Source organism: Methylobacterium bullatum (genome assembly GCF_014845095.1).
In the GTDB taxonomy this organism is placed as follows: Bacteria; Pseudomonadota; Alphaproteobacteria; order Rhizobiales; family Beijerinckiaceae; genus Methylobacterium; species Methylobacterium bullatum.
In genome coordinates this window covers 1-16,044 of the sequence record NZ_NKUG01000092.1, presented here as the reverse complement: position 1 = coordinate 16,044, position 16,044 = coordinate 1, and the positions used below count along the sequence as shown (strand labels likewise).

Here is a 16,044-nt window from a genome sequence, read left to right as displayed (position 1 = left end):
ACGCAGACCCATGGACGGCACCAAGCAGTACCGATCCAGAGATATTCGAGAATACCCATCCCAATGCGAACAAATGATCGAGATCATCATCGATCAACATGCGATATGCCATCGATCATGACGACCAGCCCTGTTAAGACGCTCAAAGCTTTGACTACTTAAGTGTTGATGTGCGGATTAATTAGCACACACTATCGATTTAATAATTGATTAATCAACGATTTTTTGGATCAAAGCGAATTATTTCTGCGACGATTAATCATCGTCGGCCGATGGAGTTGCGGTCTCCCGCCACGCTCATCTGAATTGGACCGGCGGCCAAGGCAAGCGGCACGCCCCGCCGGCGGGCTCGACTATGAGACGAAAACGACTATGTTTGAGACGCCAAGTAACTTAAAAGCATTTTGAGACAAAACATCACTTAGATGAGACGAAACGCCCCTCAACACAAGCACAGTCGAGATCCGCATTAAGGTCTCGATAAGTGGATCGACCCCTGTCTGGGGCGTCGCCAACAGGGCGATGTCTCGATCAACAGGATCCACTCGATGTCCGGCAGCATCACCCTCACATCCGCAACGCGCCAGAACCTGCTTTCGCTCCAGGACACGGCAAACCTGCTCTCGACCACCCAGAGCCGCCTCTCCACCGGCAAGAAGGTGAACTCGGCGCTGGACAACCCCACGAACTTCTTCACGGCGCAGAGCCTGTCGGCACGCTCCAGCGACATCAGCTCGCTGCTCGACGGCATCTCCAACGGCGTCCAGGCGATCCAGGCGGCGAGCCAGGGCATCACCTCGATCACCAAGCTCCTCGAAACCGCCAAGTCCACGGCCAGTCAGGCGCTCGCCGACAAGACCGGCGGCAGCAGCGGCATCAGCGGCGGCGCGAAGGAGCAGGCCGCCAAGGTGACGGCCACCTCGACCCTGGCCTCCCTCGGCACCACCGGCGCCACCGGCGAGACCACGTTCGACTTCTCCGGCCCGACCAAGGACGCCTCCCTCGAGATCACCCTGGGCGGCAACAAGTCGACCATCCGCATCGATTCGGCGACCCTGGCCTCGTCCGGCACCGACCTCTCCAAGGTCACGTCGGAGCAGCTCCTCACCGCCATCAACGGCCAGATCGCCAACAACAGCGCGCTGGCCGGCAAGGTCTCGGCCGGCACCAGCCCCGACGGCCGCATCACCTTCGCGACCACGACGACGGGCGCGGCCGCCAGCCTGACCGTGGCGGGCTCGGCCAATTCCACCATCGATATCGGCTACGGCAAGTCCACCACCACGCCGACCTCCGCCACCGTCACCGCCAATGCCGCCCTGGCCGTCGCCACGGATTTCTCCACCGGCAGCGCCTCCCTGGTGGTGAGCGACGGCAACACCTCGGTCCAGGTCAAGCTCGACAAGAACTCGGCCACCGACGAGCTCGGCGGCACCCTCGGCGCCTCGGCCTCGCGGGCCGATGTGGCGAAGGCCATCAACAAGCAGCTCAAGGATAGCGGCTCGACCGCGACGGTCGAACTGTCCAGCACCAACAGCCTCGTGTTCAAGTCGGCCGATGTCGGCCCCGACGCGCAGATCTCCGTGATCGGCGGCATCGACACCACGGGCGGCAACGGCGCGGCCGGCATCGGCTTCAGCACCTTCACCGCGAGCACGCCGGTCGCGGGCATTCCCGCGGCGGCGAGCACGCTCGCGACGACGGCACAGACCTATACGGCGCCGGCAACGGCGACGGGCGGCGCTGGGACCGCGGTTACCGTACCGGGTGCGGTCGGTACCGCCGGAACGTCGACCTCCAGCGTCACCGCGGGCGCCAACATCGACTTCACGGGCGGCAAGTCCGCCACGTTCGCCGTCGGCGATGGAACGACCACCGCCTCGGTCACCCTGAACGCCGCGAGCTTCGCCGGGGCGGCCGCCCCCGGCAATCCGACGCAGGCGGAGTTCCTCACCGCCCTCAACTCCCAGCTCGCCGGCACCGAAGTCACCGCTTCGTTCGTCTCCAACAAGCTGACCTTCACCAACGGCACGACCGGCGTCGGCAAGGACGCGACCGTCTCGGCGAGCTACGACACGGTCGGACTGGGCTTCCAGACCGGCGGGGCGACCACGCTGCCGCTCGACCTCACCACGGCTCCGGACCTGAGCGGCGGGCGGTCGAGCAGCTTCACCGTCAACGACGGCACCAAGACTACGACGATCAAGATCGACGCGACGAGCCTCGATAAGGCCGGTGCGGCCCTCGGCAACACGCCAGTCGCGGCAAAATACGTTGAGGCCATCAACCGTCAGCTCAAGACGGACGGTAACGAGACGACCGCGTCGCTCGACGTCAACGACAAGATCGTCCTCACGTCGAACGCCGTGGGCTTGGGTCGTGCCGCCCCCGTGGTGGCGCCTGTCACCGACGCAATCGGCCTGCTCGGTACTCCCGCTACCACAAAGTCGAGCGCCACGAGCAACTTCCCCGCCAACCTCGACTTCAGCAAGGGCCAGTCCGCCGCCTTCACGGTGGACGGAACGGCGATCACGCTCAACGCCGCGAGCCTCGACAAGAACAACGTGGCCCTGGGCACCAATCCCAGCCAGGACAAGGTTCTGGAGAGCATCAACAAGCAACTCGCCGCAGGCGGCGGAACGGCTAACGTGTCCGCTTACGTCGACGGAGGCAAGCTGAACTTCACCCGCCAGGGAACTGCGGCCGGCGCCGTGGCGGCTCCGGTGGTGACAGCGGTTTCGGACACCACCAGTGGCCTCGGCCTCGGCACCGCCAACACGCTGACGGCCACCAACGCGGCCACCACGCCGTCCGCCAGCACGGCAGCGAAGGTAACGGGTGCCGGTACGGCAGTGACCTTCCCGGTTGATTTGACGACCGCGTCGTCGAGCTTCTCGGTCGGTGACGGGACCACGACCGCCGCCATCACCATCGATACCAACAGCCTCAACAAGGCCGGTACCGCCATCGGCGACTCGGCGACGCAGTCCGAGTTGGAGGAGGCGATCCAGCGTCAGCTCGACTCGGCCGGCGTCAACGTCACTGCCGCCTACAACAACAACAAGCTGGAATTCACCTCGAAGGGCGTCGGCACCAGCGGCACCGTCACCCTGACACCGGGCACGGATGCGGCCGGCCTCAGCATCGGCGCGGCAGGCGTGACCAACCCGGCGCAGACCGCCACTGGCGTCCCGGCCGGTTCCATCGACCTGTCGGGCGGCAAGTCGAGCGCCTTCGCCATCAGCGACGGCACTACCAGCAAGAACGTCTCGATCTCGTCCACCAGCCTCGACAAGGCCGGCAACGCCATCGGCAACGCGGCGACGCAGGACAAGGTCGCCGAAGCCATCCAGGTCCAGCTCGACACCGCCGGCGTCAAGGCCACCGTCTCCTTCGTGGGCGACAAGCTCCAGGTGAAGTCGAACGCCGTCGGCACCGGCGCCGCCGCTCCGACCCTGACCGCGACCAGCGACACCGCCGGCCTCGGCCTCGGCACCACCACCACGGCCAGCAGCACCCCCGCCGCGGGCGGAGGCACCGCCGCCGCCGGCGTCACCGCCTCCGGCACCGAGGCGACAGACGGCTCGTCCAAGGCCTCCATCGTCGGCACCGAGCAGACCGCGACCAAGGATTTCAGCGGCACGAAGGACGCGTCCTTCACCCTGAAGCTCGGCAGCGGCCCGCTCAAGCTGATCACGCTCAACAACACCAACCTCGGCAGTTCGGCCGCCACCAGCCAGACCGCCATCGCCAAGGCCATCAACGACCAGATCAACGCCGATACCGGTCTCGCCGGTAAGGTCGAGGCGAGCTACGTCAACAGCAAGCTCGTCATCTCGACGAAGTCCTCCGGCTCCGACCAGAAGCTGACCATCCAGGCGGCCCAGGTCACGACCGGTGGTTCGGCCGGTGTCGATATCGGCTTCGGCGTCTCCGGATCGGGTGCCACCTCCCAGACGGCGTCGGGCACCGATGTGGGCGGCAGCAAGGGCACCAGTTCGGTGCGCTCGGCCCTGGCGCAGCAGTTCAACCTGATCCTCGAGAAGATCACCCAGCAGGCCCAGGATTCCGGTTATAACGGCGTCAACCTGCTGTTCCGCAACAGCAACAGCGCCGCCGACAACACCCTGCACATCGCCTTCAACGAGAAGAACACCTCGGCGCTCGACATCAAGGGCGTGAAGTTCGATGCCGCCGGCCTCGGCCTCGACGCCGTCGAGGGCGGGTTCCAGTCGGACACCGACATCAACGCCGCCATCGAGCAGCTGTCCGAAGCCACCACCCAGCTGCGGACCCAGTCCTCGACCTTCGGCGCCAACCTGTCGATCGTGCAGAACCGTCAGGACTTCTCGAAGAACCTGATCAACATCCTCGACACCGGCGCTGCCAACCTCGTGAACGCGGACCTCAACGAGGAAGCCGCCAACTCACAGGCCCTGTCGACCCGCAACTCGATCGCCACCTCGGCGCTCTCGCTCGCCAACCAGGCGCAGCAGGGCATCCTCCAGCTCCTCCGCTAAGCGCGCGCCAACACGCGGGGACCGGCCGTCGGGGCCGGCCCCCGCGCTATCCGACGATCAATTCAGGCCCGTTTCCAGAAGGGATTCACCACCATGGCCCTGCGCCTCGACCTCAAGCCCTACGAGGGCTTCCTCATCAACGGCGCGCTCATCCGCAACGGATCGCGGCGCTCCGACTTCCTCATCGAGACCCACTGCAAGTTCCTGCGCGAATCCGAGGTCATCAAGGAGAGCGAGGCCGACACGCCCGCGAAGATGCTCTGCGTCACCCTGCAGATGCTCTACCTCGCCGACGACCCGGCCGAGGCCGAGGACCTCTTCGCCCGCCAGGCCACAGAGATCATGAGGGCGAGCCCGGCGCTCGCCCCCCACCTTCTCGCGATCCACGATGCGATCGCGGACCGCCGCTACCATGGGGCGATCAAGCTGGGCCGCGCCCTCGTGACCGCCGAGCGAAGCTTCGCCGAGGCCGCGTGATCGACCAGGGCGCTCGTTCTCTCACGAGCGCGGCTTTGGAAGGCGTCGATGGGCAAGGATCGTGGGCCGGCGTCTCGGCTCGATGAGACCGAGGGGACCCGGCGGCCCCAGAAGCAACTCGTGCGGCGCCGGTCCTGCTTCGCGGGGTATCGCGACCTTCCACAATGCGTCGTCGCCCCTGTCCGTCGACGGGCGCCTATCGACTGTCCTGTGCTCGGGAAGAATCCACAGGATGCCGAAGGCGACGAGGGACGCGATGCCGATCAGGGTCGCATTCCAGTTCGGAGCTTCCTGGATCATCAGCACGACGAGGCCGCCTACGGCAACGGCCGCGGCGTACGCCCTATTCGTGTGCCGGTCCCAGGTCATCCCTCATGTGCTCCGGCATACATCGCCATCGAGTGAAGGCATTCCGTCAAATTTTTGTTGTCGCCGATTTGATCGATAACTTAGATCTATGATTCGAATACGTGATCCGGCTTTTGGAGAACGAGGTGGCATCGACACATAACGCCCCTGCCTCTGATCTTCGTCATGGACGTCTTGATCCAAACGAAGGGGCGCCCCGGACAGTTCCAGCCGTCATCGCCCTGTCGGCGAGGCCGCGCGGCGGGGCGATCCCGCCATGCCGTAAGTGCGCCGCTTACCGGCCGGGCCGAAGAAAGCGCGTGCGTTCGACGAAGGAAGTTTGCATACGACGCCGATGGGCAGGCTCGCGCGTTGCTGCTTCACGGCCCCTCGGCCGGACCGCTCCATGGAGTCCGTGATGGGCATCTTTCAGAACCTTCTCGAACACGTCACCGCCTATGTCGGTGACAAGACGCTCATGCAGGCGGCCGTGTCGGCGGCCTCGAACGTGATCGTGGCCGACAGCGAAGTGGACGAAGGGGAGGTCGAGGTCGCCCTCGCGGCCATGCGCGCCAATCCGATCATCGAGAAGGGCTACGACACGCTGATGCTGGAGGCGGAGCTGTTCGACGGCATCGCGCGGGCTCGGACCCGCGTCGGACGGGCGGACAATCTGAGCCGCGTGGCCGCCATCGCGGACCGCTCCCTCGAACAGCGGAACGGGGTGTTTCTGATCGCCGCCGATGCCGCCGACCATGAGGGAATCAGCGACGTCGAGCACCAGGCCCTCGAGGAGATCGCCGAAGCGCTTTCCGTCGACAAGGAGACATTACTCCGGCTGGCTCCCGTGAGGCCGTCCAACCCATCGTGACCCGGCCGACGCGCCGCGTCCGTCGGTCGCTCCGGCTCGACGCGACGGCTCCCCATCGCTCTCGCGTCGGTCGAGTGTGCTTCCGGGGCGACACCAAATGGTTAAAATCATATTAACCATTCATGACGACCCCACGTTAGAGATCCTTCGACTATAGAGCCGGCATTCAACCCCTGCCGGTCATCGCCATGATCCTCGCTTCCCGCAACATCGTCAACGAACACCGTGAAATCGCGGCCATCGCGATCACTTATGGAATCTTCCTGAGCGGGATCATGCTCCTCACCTGGACGATGGCCTGACGCAGCCTGCCGAGCGGCCCGAGGCCCGGTCCGGCCGCCCGTGCGGCGTTGACGGACGGCATCGCAATCCTCTGCGGCTGACGGCAACGGGCTGAGCATCCCCTGGACGGGGATGGCCGGACGATGTCGGGCGATATGGCGGGCCGAATGCCCGTCTCCGGCAAGGAACCGTTGCGCCTTCAAAGATGTTCGTCCATCCAAATCGGAGGACATGAATGTCTGACAGTGCCTTAGCCTCGGTCGTCGTCCCTTCTCTCCGGGCTGCCCGCTCGGCCAGGGAACGGCTGGCTCGCGCCGGATTCGCCCGCAACAGCATCGATATCGAACGCCACGATGACGCGTTCGAAGTCTCCATCAGCACGAAGGCGGAGAATCTGGATCGCGCTCAGAACATCCTTCTGGGCAACCCCGTCGTCGATGACCTTCGCGATGCCGGCTCGCGCGCGCTCGGCGCCTTCCACGACAATCGGCCCCTCGCGCTGGGCCTCGCGGCCCTGGCAGGCTTTGCCATCTTCCATGTTTCGAAGAAGCGGTGAAGCCGGCCAGCGAGCGAGAGGGATAGTCCTGCAACCACGGGGTAGCAGCCGCTTGCCGTTTTGCTCCGGCCCGCGACGACACTGAGACTGCCATCCATGAGCCATGAACCGATCCGCCGGTTTGTCATCGCGTGCCGCTTCGGCGTGGCGATGCTCGGCGGATCGTCCATGCCGATGACGGCTCCAGTTTTCGCTCAATCCCCGTCGCCGCCAGCCGCCGTGAACAACTGGGCGGACCTTCGCGCGACGCTCGCCTCCTGCTGGTCTGTCCCTCCGAATACCAGCGGATCACAGATCGCGTTCCTGTTCGGCATCAGCAAGAACGGTGAGTTGCGCGGTGCGCCTCTCGTCACGGCACGCCGCCTCGAAGGCGATCAGGAAGCCCGGAAACACTATGAGGAGTCCGCAAGGGACGCCGTGTCCCGATGCTTTCCCATCCCGGTGACCCCGTCCTTCGGCGCCATCCTGGGCGAGAGCCCCATCCGCCTGCGCTTCGTCAACACGCCGCCGACGGCCGCCTATCAGATCAACGGCAACATCACGATCTTCGCGCCGCCCTGATCGGCCGGGATCGCATGGGACGTCCGGGGCTGCCGACTTGGCGCCGTTCCGTCCGGCCTGGATGATCGGGCAGGGGCGTCAGCGCCGAGTCGACGCAAAAAAGGGCCGCCTCGCGGCGACCCCTTCCTTGCCGGATCCAGTCTCGGCCAAATCCAGTCCCGGCTCAGTAGCCGTAATAACCACCGTAGCCGTAACCATAGGCCGGCGCGGGGGCGTAACCGCCGTAATAGCCGACGGGGCGGCCATAACCGTAACCGTCATAGCCACCATTGTAGGCGCCGGCCGCGATGGCTCCGGCAGCCAGACCGGCAACGCCGAGACCGATGACGGCGCCCGGACCGATGCCGCGACGGCCATATCCGTAACCCCGGCCGTAGCCGCCGCCATAGCGACCGTAACCACCGCTGTAACGGCCATAGCCGCCGCGATGACCGTATCCACCGTGGCCGCCGAAGCCACCGTGGCCGTATCCGCCGCCATGGCCCCAGCCACGGGCTTCCGCAGGGGCTGCCGCCAGGAGGGCACCGAGGCTGACGGCCGCGGCCGATAGAAGTGCGAGCTTGCGCATTCGAAATGTCCTGTTGTGAGATATGTTCATCAACGGACCGGGCGCCGGGCCGTTCCCATCGTCCCCTGGGTGCTGGCGACGCAGGCCCATGAGCGGCCTACGAGATCACGGGGATCGGCCGTTCCGTTTCACCTGCATTCCCGAGGAGAACGTCCATGAAAGTCGTCGCGGATCTGTGCATCGTGCCCATGGGCGTCGGCCCCTCGGTCTCCTCCTACGTGAAGGAGATCAAGACCATCCTTGAGGCCAGCCACCTCAACGCCGAGATGCATGCCAACGGCACGAACATCGAGGGCGAGCTCGCCGACATCTGCCGGCTCATCGAACTCTGCGAGGAGAAGCTGAGCCAGCTCGGCGTTCAGCGGGTCTTCTTCACCATGGCCTTCTCGTCACGGCGGGACAAGGAGCAGTCCATGGCCGACAAGCTGACGGCCGTTTCCTGATCCGTTGGCACCTCGGCGGCGCAGCGGCGTTGATCCTGCCCGATCCCCGATGAGGACCGAGCCCGCATGCAGCCATCCCGACGTGCGTTCCTGGCCGGTGCCGGCCTCGCTCCCCTGATCGTGCCGCTGCTGCAGCGTGCCACATCCCCGGCCCATGCGGAGGAGGGCGGTCTGATCCGCCGCGCCATCCCGTCCTCCGGCGAGATGCTCCCCGCCATGGGGATCGGCACCTCGCGCCGCTACGAGGTCGAGCCGGTCCCCGAAAAAATCGCGCCCTTGCGCGAGGCGGTGCAGCGGTTCGTGGCGCTCGGCGGGTCGGTCATCGACACGGCGCCGAGCTACGGCACGGCCGAGGACGTCCTCGGCCAGATCCTGTCCCAGGACGGTCTGCGCGAGAAGGTGTTCCTCTGCAGCAAGGTCGGGGCACCGGGCCGCGAGGCCGGCGCGGCCGAGATCGCGCGCTCCTTCCGCCGCATGGCCACCGACAGGATCGACCTCGTCGCGGTCCACAACCTCAGCGACACGGCAACGAACCTCGCCACGTTGCGGGATCTGAAGGCCGAAAAGAAGATTCGCTACACCGGTGTCACGGTCTGGCGCGACAGCCAGTTCGCCGATCTCGAGGCGGTGATGCGGCGCGAGACGATGGATTTCATCCAGGTCAATTACGCCCTCGACGACCGCCGCGCCGCCGAGCGCATCCTGCCGCTGGCGAAAGAGCGCGGCATGGCCGTGATGGTGAACGTGCCCTTCGGGCGCGACCGCCTGTTCAAGGCCGTTCAGGGACGCGACCTGCCGCCCTGGACGGCCGAGTTCGACTGCGCGAGCTGGCCGCAATTCTTCCTGAAATACGTCCTCTCCCACGAGGCCGTCACCTGCCCGATCCCCGGCATGGCCAAGACGGCCTATGTCGAGGACAATCTCGGCGCGGCACGCGGCCGTTTGCCCGATGCCGCCCAGCGAACCCGAATGGAGGCCTATGTCGACGCGCTCTGATTTCTTCAACCGCCGTGCCGTCATCGTGCTGGCCGGTGGGCTCATCGCCGCTTCGGGCCTGCTGGCATCACCCTGTCCCGCCTCGGCCCAGGCCGCACCGCAGCCGGTCCGCATCGGCATCGTCGGGGCCGGCAATATCGGCGGCACCATCGGCGGCCTCTGGGCGAAGGCCGGGCACGAGGTGATGCTGTCGTCCCGTCACCCCGAGGAGCTGAAGGACCTCGTCGAGGCGCTCGGGCCGAAGGCGAGGGCGGGCAGCCCGGCCGAGGCCATCGCCTTCGGCGACGTCGTGCTCATCGCGGTGCCCTACAAGGCTTATCCGCAGCTGGCGCAGGACCATGGAGCCTCGCTCAAGAGCAAGGTGGTGATCGATGCCGGCAACGCGACCCCGGCCCGTGACGGAGAGGTCTATGGTGAGGTCCAGGCCGACGGCATCGCGGCGGTCTCGGCCAAATATCTGAACGGGGCGAAGGTCGTCCGGGCCTTCAACGCGGCCAATTACAAGGTCTTCGCCAAGAACGCCCATCGCCAAGGCGGACGCATGGCGATCCCCATCGCCGGCGACGATCCCGCGGCGCTCGCGATCGCTTCCCAACTCGTCAAGGATGCGGGCTTCGATCCGGTGGAGGTCGGGCCGCTCGCCAAGGCGGACAGCTTCGCCATGGGTTCCCCCGGCTTCGGCCTCGACCTGAACGCGGAGGAATCGCGGGCACGACTCGGGGTCACCCGTTGAGCGACGGGCCAGGGCCGGCGAAGCCGCTGACCGCCGGCAGCGGCGGCCCCGTCCCGCCCTGGCTGCGGCGGCTCATCGACGTACGGGCGGAGGAAATTCCGGCCCTTGCTTGGTCCTGGGCCTATATCTTCTCGATCCTGGCGGCCTACTACGTCCTCCGGCCGATCCGCGACCAGATGGGTGTCGCCAGCGGGATCGAGAACCTGCCCTGGCTGTTCACCGGCACCCTGGTCGGCATGCTGGCCCTCAACGTCCCCTTCGCCTGGCTGGTGAAGACCCTGCCGCGCGCTCGGTTCGTGCCGCTGACCTATCGGTTCTTCGCCGCCAACATCGTGCTGTTCGCCGGGGCGCTCTACCTCGCCGGGCCGGAGGGCGACGTCTGGATCGGCCGAGCCTTCTTCATCTGGCTCTCGATCTTCAACCTGTTCGTGGTCTCGGTGTTCTGGGCCACCATCGTGGATGTGTTCTCCACCGAGCAGGGCAAGCGCCTGTTCGGCTTCATCGCCGCCGGCGCGACCCTCGGGGCGATCGCCGGATCGGCGACGACGGCGATCCTCGCCCGAGACGTGCCGACCTGGGCGCTCCTCATCGGCGCGGCCCTGCTCCTGGAGGTGGCGGTGTTCAGCATGCGCGGTCTCGCGCGCCTGTCCGACCGCCTGAACCGGGCTCCCGTCACGGGCGACGCCGCCCCGTCGGAGGCCATCGGCGGCAGCGCCTTCGCGGGCATCACCCGCACGTTCCAATCGCCCTACCTGCTCAATATCGGGCTGTTCCTACTGCTGTTCTCGGTGACCTCGACCTTCCTGTATTTCGAGCAGGCGGGCATCGCCAAGCGCAGCTTCCCCGATCGCGGCTCGCAGACGGCCTTCTTCGCCAGCGTCGATCTGCTGGTGAATCTGCTCACCCTCGGCGTGCAGTTCTTCCTCACCGGCCGGATCGTGCGGCGCATCGGGGTCGGCCCCGCCCTCGCGCTCCTGCCGGCGGCCAGCATCCTCGGATTCGCGGCGCTCGCCGTCTCACCCACGATCACGGCCATCGTGGCGTTCCAGGTCTTCCGGCGAGCCGGCAACTTCGCCATCGCCCGGCCGATCCGCGAGGTGCTGTTCACGGTCGTGCCGCGTGAGGACCGCTACAAGGCGAAGAACTTCCTCGACACCGTGGTCTACCGGACCGGCGACCAGATCGGCGCGTGGTCCTTCCAGGGAATTGGAGCGCTGGGCCTCGGTTCGACGGCCGTGGCCATCGCAGCGGTTCCGCTCTCGGTCGCCTGGCTCCTGAACAGCCTTTGGCTCGGCCGTCGGCAGGAAGCGAGGCGGGTCGCGATAGAAGAAGCGGAAGACTCCGGCAAGGATCGGGCGACCGGGCCGTCGCGCGGCAACTGACATCGACATTCGAGGAGCCGTTATGTCCGCAGGCAAGCCAGCCATCCTGTTCGTGTGCCTGGGCAACATCTGCCGTTCGCCCCTGGCGGAGGCCGCGTTCCGCCTGGAGGCCGAGCGGGCGGGCCTCAATGTGGAGATCGATTCGGCCGGCACCGGCGGCTGGCATGCGGGCGAACCGCCCGACCGGCGCGCCCAGGCCGTCGCCCGGCGCAACGGCGTCGACATCTCCGGCTACCGTGCGCGTCAGGTCGAGCCGGCGGATTTTGCCCATTTCAGCCACATCGTCGCCCTCGACGGCGACAATCTCGCCGTGCTGCGCCGGCTTCGACTGCAGGAGGGTGCTGCGTTGTCGCTTCTCCTCGACCATGTGCCGGGGCGCCGGGGCGAGGCGGTCGCCGACCCCTATTACGGCGCGGATGCGGGGTTCGACGCCACCTGGGCCGACGTGACCCTGGCCGCCCGCCACCTCGTGCGCGCGCTCACGGCATGATGCCACTGGCAGAGCGCGGGGCGGCGCTGCTCGGGCGTCGCCTCGTGCGGGCCGAGCCCATGAGCGGCGGCGATCTCTCCAGCCTCGTGCGGATCGTGCTCGACGACGGCAGCGCGGCGATCGTCAAGGACGGACCCGATCCGCCGGCGGAGGCCGGGATGCTCCGCGCGATCCGCGCCGCCGGCATCCCCGCGCCGGAGGTGTTCGCGGCCGATCTTCGCACTCTCGTGATCGAGCCCCTGCCGGCCGGCGGCGGCAATGCGGATGCGGATCTCGGCCGCGTGTTGGCGCGCCTCCATGCCGTGACCGGCGACGATTACGGCTGGAACCGTGACTACGCTTTCGGGACGGTGCGAATCGCCAATCACGGAAGCGAGGATTGGCCCGACTTCTGGGCCGAGCGGCGCCTCCTCTGCCACGCGCCTCATCTCGACGCCGCGCTCCGGCGACGGATCGAGGCCCTGGCGGCCACACTCCCCGAGCGTCTTCCGGCCCGTCCCCGCCCGGCGCTGCTGCATGGCGACCTGTGGAGCGGCAACATCCTCACCGATGGCGGCCGCGTTTCCGGGCTCATCGACCCCGCCTGCTACCACGGCCATGCCGAGGTGGACCTCGCGATGCTGTCCCTGTTCGGCGCGCCCGGCCCCGCCTTCCGCGAGGCGTATGGCGAGGCCGAACCGGGCATGGCGGAGCGTAGGGCGATCTACCGGCTGTGGCCGGCGCTGGTGCATCTGCGCCTGTTCGGATCGGGCTACCGCTCCATGGTCGAGGCGCTGCTCGACGCCACCGGCTGCTGAAACCTCAGTGCGTCCCATCGGACCGGAAGCGCAGCGCATGTCGCGCGACACGAACCGCGCCTCGAACCTTGCGTTTTCAGGGCCGATCCCCGACAACCCGGCAAGCTTCGGCGCTGGTGTCCGGCCCCTTCCGAATGTCCGGATGAGGCGGAGGGGCGCCTACGGTCGATGCGGCGAGGGAAGACGAGACCCATGCTCGATTACGCGCAGGCGCGACGCCTTATGGTGGATTGTCAGTTGCGGACCTTCGACGTCAACGACATCCCGGTCCTCGACGCTTTCGAAGCCGTGCCGCGCGAGCGCTTCGTCCCGCAGGGCCGCGAGGACTTCGCCTATATCGACCAATCCCTGCGCATCACCGGGCAGGATCCGGCGACGGATCGCGTTATCCCGGCGCCGATGCTTCTCGCCCGCATGATTCAGGCGCTGCAGCTCGCACCGGGGAAGGTCGCCCTCGACGTCGCCACCGGCTACGGCTACGCCGCCGCCATCATGCGGCAGCTCGGGGTGCGGGTGGTCGCCCTCGAATCCGACGACGCCCTCGCCGCCGAGGCGGAGAGCCGCCTGTCGGCAACGGACGGAATCGAGATCGTTCGCGGCCCCCTGCCGGCGGGCGCGGCGAAGGCGGGACCGTTCGACGCCATCCTCGTCAATGGCCGCGTCGAGACGCGGCCCCAATCCCTCCTCGACCAGCTGAAGGATGGCGGACGCCTCGCCTGCGTGATGGGTCGCGACAAGGCCGCGAAGGCCACCCTGTTCATCCGGACCGGGGACGCGTTCGGGGCGCGTCCGCTCTTCGATGCGTCGCTGCCCGCCCTGTCGGCCTTCAGTCCGGAATCCAGCTTTTCCTTCTGAGCGGGTTCGGCAAAAGCGGTCGCCGGTTTCGCGTCTCGAAACCCGCGACTCTTCAAAGGCCTGAGCGAGGGTAAAGCGTTGGCCTGCCCATGCGAACCAGCGTGGCAGGGAGGACAGGTGTCGCTTTTATGCGGCACTGCGCCATCAATCTCCTACCTAATCCCTCTCCGCCGATGCCCTGAAGCACAACCTCCGCTAAGCTGACCTGTGAGGCGGGCAATCCGGATGGCACCCTAGGCGCTATGGCTGTGATGAACAGCCGACCGGTTCATCGAGAAACCGCAAGGGCAGATGGACGTGAGACAACGCAAACTTGCGAAAAGCTTCCGGCTACGGCTGGGTGGCTTCGCCGCGCTGACGCTCGCCGCCGCCTCTCCGGCCGTGGCCGAGACGCTGGATAGCGCGCTGGCCCGTGCCTATGGCGCCAACCCGGCGCTGAACGCTTCGCGGGCGGGACTGCGCGCAACCGACGAGAACGTCGCGCAGGCCAAGGCCGGCTACCGTCCCACCGTGAGCCTCGACGCCGATATCGGCCTCACCCAGAGCCAGGGCCGCGTGAGCGGCATCTCCCTCAACCAGGTGACGAAGCCCGGCGGCGCCGGGCTGACCATCAACCAGACCCTGTTCAACGGCTTCCAGACCGACAACCAGACCCGCCGCGCCGAATCGGACGTGCTCGGGACGCGCGAATCGCTGCGCTCCACCGAGATGACGACCCTGTTCAACGCCGCCCAGATCTACATGTCGGTCCTGAGCGACACGGCGACCCTGGAGCTTCGCCGCAACAACGTCGAGGTGCTCGAAGAGCAGCTGCGCCAGACCCGCGACCGCTTCAATGTCGGCGAGGTCACCCGGACCGACGTGGCCCAGGCCGAGGCCCGCCTCGCCGGCGCGCGCTCCGACGTCAGCGGCGCGGAGGCCAATCTGCGCGCCAGCATCGGCACCTATCGGCGCATCATCGGCGTCGAGCCGCGCCAGCTCGCGCCGGGACGGCCCCTCGACCGGTTCGTGCCGCCGAACCTCGACAGCGCCATCTCCATCGGCCTGAAGGAGCACCCGCAGATCCTGTCCTCGATGCACGCGGTGGACGTGGCCGAGGCGCAGGTGAAGATCTTCGAAGGCGCGCTCGCTCCGAGCGCCGCCCTCCAGGGCAGCGTCCAGCAACGCTACGACACGCAGTTCCCGGGCGATAACGGCGTGACCGCCTCCATCGTCGGCCGCATCTCGGTTCCGCTCTACGAGGGCGGCCAGACCTATTCGCAGATCCGTCAGGCCAAGGAGCTGGTCGGCCAGGCCCGCATCAACGTCGAGGACATCCGCGACCAGGTCCGTTCGGCCATCGTCACCGCCTGGGGCCGGCTGGAAGCGGCCAAGGCGCAGGTCATCGCCTCGCAGGCCCAGGTTCAGGCCAACGAAGTGGCGTTGAACGGCGTGCGCGAGGAAGCCCGCGTCGGCCAGCGTACCACCCTCGACGTCCTGAACGCCCAGCAGGAACTCCTGAACTCGCGCGTGAACCTCATCCTCGCCCAGCGCGACCGTGTGGTGAACTCCTATGGCGTGGTCCAGACCGTGGGCCGCCTGACCGTGCGCTTCACGTCGATCCCGGTGGTGGCCTACAGCCCGAAGGAGCATTTCGACCAGGTCAAGGACCTCTGGTACGGCGTGCGCACGCCCGACGGGCGCTGACGGTCGCGAGGAACCCGCGAGGCACCGGTGTTATCCTGTGCCTTGCGCCCGGCCGGTGCTTGTTTCCGGCACCCGTGGTGAAATACTCAGAGTGACCGAAATACTTCTTTAACCATGTGACCGAGCGTCGTCCGGATGAGTGCAGCGAGCCCCAAGGCGCCGGACAAGGCCCCGGAACCCTCCATGGAGGAGATCCTGGCGTCCATCCGCCGGATCATCGCCGACGACCAGAACGCCAAGGCGGAGGTTGTCGCGCCGGTACGCTCCCCTCCGCCGCTGCCGGAGAACGACGACGTGCTCGACCTCGCCGAGGTCGCACAGCCGCGCAAGCCCCAGCCCGCTCCCATCGAGGAACCGGAGATCGACTTCGCCGAGAGCGGCCAGATCGATTTCGATTCGATCTCCTTCGACGACGACGAGCCCGAACCGGAGCCCCTGCCGCCGCCACCGGTGGTGCGTCAGCCCGAGCCGGCCCGCGC

15 protein-coding genes and 1 pseudogene are annotated in these 16,044 nt (G+C 67.1%); 14 read left to right on the top strand and 2 right to left on the bottom strand.

Annotated features, from left to right (window positions below):
- Nucleotides 1-548: 548 nt before the first annotated feature.
- Both MBTS_RS13980 and MBTS_RS13975 read left to right on the top strand, forming a co-directional pair.
- The gene (locus tag MBTS_RS13980; protein WP_192215888.1) at nucleotides 549-4,520 is read left to right on the top strand and encodes a flagellin N-terminal helical domain-containing protein; all 3,972 of its coding nucleotides are present in this window, start codon (nucleotides 549-551) and stop codon (nucleotides 4,518-4,520) included.
- 93 nt (nucleotides 4,521-4,613) lie between these two features.
- Nucleotides 4,614-4,997 (top strand): flagellar biosynthesis repressor FlbT, encoded by a 384-nt coding sequence (locus tag MBTS_RS13975; protein ID WP_056141859.1) that lies wholly within the window; start codon nucleotides 4,614-4,616, stop codon nucleotides 4,995-4,997.
- 21 nt (nucleotides 4,998-5,018) lie between these two features.
- Here the strand turns inward: MBTS_RS13975 and MBTS_RS13970 are convergent, their stop codons facing one another.
- Nucleotides 5,019-5,303, bottom strand: a complete 285-nt coding sequence (locus tag MBTS_RS13970; RefSeq protein ID WP_147833113.1) for a hypothetical protein — start codon at nucleotides 5,301-5,303, stop codon at nucleotides 5,019-5,021.
- 460 nt (nucleotides 5,304-5,763) lie between these two features.
- On the opposite strand from MBTS_RS13970, the gene MBTS_RS13965 reads away from it, so the two are divergent.
- The 3 genes from MBTS_RS13965 (at nucleotide 5,764) to MBTS_RS13955 (ending at nucleotide 7,615) form a co-directional block, all read left to right on the top strand.
- Nucleotides 5,764-6,216 carry a tellurite resistance TerB family protein gene (locus tag MBTS_RS13965; protein ID WP_026175937.1) on the top strand — a complete coding sequence of 151 codons (453 nt, stop codon included), beginning with the start codon at nucleotides 5,764-5,766 and terminating at the stop codon, nucleotides 6,214-6,216.
- A 517-nt stretch (nucleotides 6,217-6,733) separates the two neighbouring features.
- Entirely contained in the window at nucleotides 6,734-7,054 is a 321-nt protein-coding gene (locus MBTS_RS13960; protein ID WP_018043815.1) for a hypothetical protein, read from the top strand.
- A 96-nt stretch (nucleotides 7,055-7,150) separates the two neighbouring features.
- Nucleotides 7,151-7,615, top strand: coding sequence for a hypothetical protein (locus tag MBTS_RS13955; RefSeq protein WP_187273481.1), 465 nt, complete (start codon nucleotides 7,151-7,153; stop codon nucleotides 7,613-7,615).
- A 163-nt stretch (nucleotides 7,616-7,778) separates the two neighbouring features.
- On the opposite strand, the gene MBTS_RS13950 is transcribed toward MBTS_RS13955, so the two are convergent.
- Nucleotides 7,779-8,183: a hypothetical protein gene (locus MBTS_RS13950; RefSeq protein ID WP_056141852.1), complete on the bottom strand. Its 405-nt coding sequence runs from the start codon at nucleotides 8,181-8,183 to the stop codon at nucleotides 7,779-7,781.
- 155 nt (nucleotides 8,184-8,338) lie between these two features.
- Here MBTS_RS13950 and MBTS_RS13945 point away from each other — a divergent pair, with 155 nt between their 5' ends.
- The 9 genes and pseudogenes from MBTS_RS13945 to MBTS_RS23805 form a co-directional block, all read left to right on the top strand.
- Nucleotides 8,339-8,626, top strand: a complete 288-nt coding sequence (locus MBTS_RS13945; protein ID WP_018043812.1) for an MTH1187 family thiamine-binding protein — start codon at nucleotides 8,339-8,341, stop codon at nucleotides 8,624-8,626.
- 66 nt (nucleotides 8,627-8,692) lie between these two features.
- The gene (locus tag MBTS_RS13940; protein WP_147833112.1) at nucleotides 8,693-9,622 is read left to right on the top strand and encodes an aldo/keto reductase; all 930 of its coding nucleotides are present in this window, start codon (nucleotides 8,693-8,695) and stop codon (nucleotides 9,620-9,622) included.
- The gene (locus MBTS_RS13935) at nucleotides 9,606-10,355 is read left to right on the top strand and encodes an NADPH-dependent F420 reductase (protein ID WP_192215887.1); all 750 of its coding nucleotides are present in this window, start codon (nucleotides 9,606-9,608) and stop codon (nucleotides 10,353-10,355) included. Before MBTS_RS13940 ends, MBTS_RS13935 begins: the two co-directional genes overlap by 17 nt.
- Nucleotides 10,352-11,737 carry an NTP/NDP exchange transporter gene (locus MBTS_RS13930; protein WP_373321322.1) on the top strand — a complete coding sequence of 462 codons (1,386 nt, stop codon included), beginning with the start codon at nucleotides 10,352-10,354 and terminating at the stop codon, nucleotides 11,735-11,737. Before MBTS_RS13935 ends, MBTS_RS13930 begins: the two co-directional genes overlap by 4 nt.
- 22 nt (nucleotides 11,738-11,759) lie before the next feature.
- Complete coding sequence (locus MBTS_RS13925) at nucleotides 11,760-12,227, top strand: low molecular weight protein-tyrosine-phosphatase (RefSeq protein WP_147833109.1); 468 nt, start codon at nucleotides 11,760-11,762, stop codon at nucleotides 12,225-12,227.
- The gene (locus MBTS_RS13920; protein WP_147833108.1) at nucleotides 12,224-13,024 is read left to right on the top strand and encodes a fructosamine kinase family protein; all 801 of its coding nucleotides are present in this window, start codon (nucleotides 12,224-12,226) and stop codon (nucleotides 13,022-13,024) included. Before MBTS_RS13925 ends, MBTS_RS13920 begins: the two co-directional genes overlap by 4 nt.
- Nucleotides 13,025-13,216: 192 nt before the next feature.
- Nucleotides 13,217-13,879 (top strand): protein-L-isoaspartate O-methyltransferase family protein, encoded by a 663-nt coding sequence (locus MBTS_RS13915; RefSeq protein WP_147833107.1) that lies wholly within the window; start codon nucleotides 13,217-13,219, stop codon nucleotides 13,877-13,879.
- Between the two features lie 291 nt (nucleotides 13,880-14,170).
- On the top strand, nucleotides 14,171-15,565 hold the full coding sequence (locus MBTS_RS13910) for a TolC family outer membrane protein (RefSeq protein ID WP_056141841.1): 1,395 nt from the start codon (nucleotides 14,171-14,173) through the stop codon (nucleotides 15,563-15,565).
- A gap of 135 nt (nucleotides 15,566-15,700) precedes the next feature.
- Nucleotides 15,701-16,044 (top strand): annotated as a pseudogene (locus MBTS_RS23805) (DUF2497 domain-containing protein); the annotation flags it as partial.